The organism is uncultured Clostridium sp. (genome assembly GCF_937920395.1).
Taxonomy (GTDB): Bacteria; Bacillota; Clostridia; order Clostridiales; family Clostridiaceae; genus Clostridium_AD.
Genome location: NZ_CALEVF010000162.1, coordinates 1 through 2,454 on the forward strand (window position 1 = coordinate 1; position 2,454 = coordinate 2,454).

The following is a 2,454-nucleotide window of genomic DNA, read 5'->3' on the forward strand; positions in this document are numbered from 1 at the left end:
AAAAAAAATTTATAGACGTATTGCAAAAAGCAAGCCACGCTCACACAATATTATCCATAACTCATCGCTTATCTTCTATAGTTGACTGTGACACTGTGGCTATCTTGGAAAATGGTACGGTTAAAAATGTTTGCTCTCCTGAAATCCTTTTACGAAATGATGATTGGTATCGGAATCATATTGCTTTGGAAAAATTGACTTGGCGTTGAAATAAATAAGGATAGCAAAATATAAATGCCTAAATTAAATCAACAATCCTTTGAAAAATTATTTCAAAGTGTAATTGTCATGAAAAGATTATTCCACATCATTTATTGTATATGAGCCTATAGCCACAAAGTTAATGTACCTCATTACACTTATGTTACATTCAGAATATCAATATACACTTAAATTAGTAAACTTATATTTAATGATATGGGTTTACTTGTGTCGACATATTCTAAAAGTCCGTCAGAAACAATTGTTAAAATTACTAAGGTAATAAGATAAACTTGACAGGTTATGTCTATAATCGGAAGATGGCAAAGTGAATACTTAATTGAGGAGTTTGGGGTATATCATATATATTTGAAAAGTCATGCTTTATAAAAATTTTTCTCAGTTATAAAATTAGAATAACCTGAAGTAAAGAATAGAGGAGGTATATATATTAATGCGAAAGAAGTATGCAGAAAGACAGTCTGATTTTGGTTCATATTTCCTCTTACTTAATGGTAAGTGCAATATTGATGATCCAGAAAGTGCTTTAATATTTGATAGGCTAACATATGTAATTTTTGCAATTGCAATGATGCCGATGGACAATATTGGAGAACTTTTGCTTAATGAATTGTCTCAAATGTATTTAGAAGTAAAAGAAGTGGAAGATTCGTGGTATTTTACTCCTCAGATGGCTCGATATATAAATAATAATTTTTACTCTATAAAAGATATATTACCTTTAAAAAAGGTAATTAAAGTAGTTGCGAAAGAATTAAGAAACCAACTTGAAAATCAACCATTTAGAAATGGAATTGAGTTGGGGGTGTTATGTAGACTAATGGATATGAGTAAATCTCCATATCTGAAAGAAGAGCTACCCTTCCACTCAAGAATAGGATTTGGTTATCATTCTTCTATGGTAGTAAATGAAGAACAACAATTACTATCGGATTCTTTTTATTTATTAGTCTTAGGAGAAAAAGAGTATATAAAAATGCTAGAATATGCAAAAGAAATTAAGCAAGATATTGATAAATATAAGGACCCCAAAAGTCTTATAACAAAAATAAATTCAAATGTTTGTACCTATTGCAGAAATAGTGTCGTCAGTTTCTTTTCTTTTTTTGAAGCCTATATAAATAGCATTGGTGTAAATTTTTTATATTTAAATGAAGAGAAGTTAAGTACTGAAGAAGTATTTGCACTTAAAGGTAAAGATAGACAAGGAAATCAGTATCTAAAATTAGAAAAAAAAATTGAGTGTTTGCAACGAATTATTGCGAACAAAATTACATTTACAACTAATAATCCTCAGCAGCTTAAGGATAAAACTTTTTTAGAATTATTTAGTAAAATTAAAAGTAGACGGGATGTGGCTGTTCACTTTTCTAAGGGAAAAGGAGAAATAATTATTGCTCCACATTATTGGCTAGATGAGGCTTTTGATATTTCTGAGTTAGTTGTTGATGCTTCTAAAAAGATTTATAAAGCATGTTTTAACACAGAAAAATTCCCAAGTTATTTACGGAAGTTTGATTATAAATATTTATTTGATGAAGCTAAAGAAAGAATAATTGAGTTCTAAATAGAAACGATTAAACTACCCATTATTCTTAGCGAATTATACGAAGCTAGGCGCGAAAAAAAGCTCAAACCCTAGATAAGAGTCTGAGTGTAAAAAATGTAGAAGTACGCCTAACTTTGAATAATTAAAATAGCACGAAACCACGGCGGTATAGATATAATCTATGGGGATTGAATAACTTCACTTATACCAAATTTATGGATTAGTTAATTTAATAGTTAAGGCTAAGGTGATAAGCATGCAAAAACACCATTAAATATGGAGATATAGACATAATTTCCCCTACCCCATAATGGAACACATTTAATATTATGCAGTTTGTAAAACAGCAGGAGGAGATTTTGAAAATAAAGTACATCTACTAAGTTTGTCTGAACCACAGTGTCGGCATTTGGAAAAATCTCTTCCAGTGATTTTTTGGATTAACTGTAGTGTTGATATTTTCTCTTTAAATAAAATTGGTGTATTAGTTAGATGTTTGCAAAGCATAAGTTTGGTAGTTTTGTTTCGATTTCCAAGCAAACCATAGTGTCTAATTTTCATAAACCCACTTGGCAGTATATGAATAAGAAACCTACGGATAAACCCAGCTGCACAAAAAGTCATTAATTTACACTTGCTACTATCTTTGTAATCACGCCATTTGAATGTAACATTATCATTTT

General features: G+C 29.8%; 2 protein-coding genes and 1 pseudogene. 2 read left to right on the plus strand and 1 reads right to left on the minus strand.

Annotation, left to right across the window (positions count from 1 at the left end; genetic code table 11):
- Together Q0649_RS10945 and Q0649_RS10950 are read left to right on the plus strand one after the other, a co-directional pair.
- Positions 1-209: pseudogene (locus tag Q0649_RS10945) on the plus strand (ABC transporter ATP-binding protein); the annotation flags it as partial.
- A gap of 446 nt (positions 210-655) precedes the next feature.
- Positions 656-1,789: a hypothetical protein gene (locus tag Q0649_RS10950; RefSeq protein WP_298841488.1), complete on the plus strand. Its 1,134-nt coding sequence runs from the start codon at positions 656-658 to the stop codon at positions 1,787-1,789.
- A 309-nt stretch (positions 1,790-2,098) separates the two neighbouring features.
- Here the strand turns inward: Q0649_RS10950 and Q0649_RS10955 are convergent.
- Positions 2,099-2,454 (minus strand): transposase (locus Q0649_RS10955; RefSeq protein ID WP_298841491.1); only part of this gene is annotated, 356 nt, incomplete at its 5' end.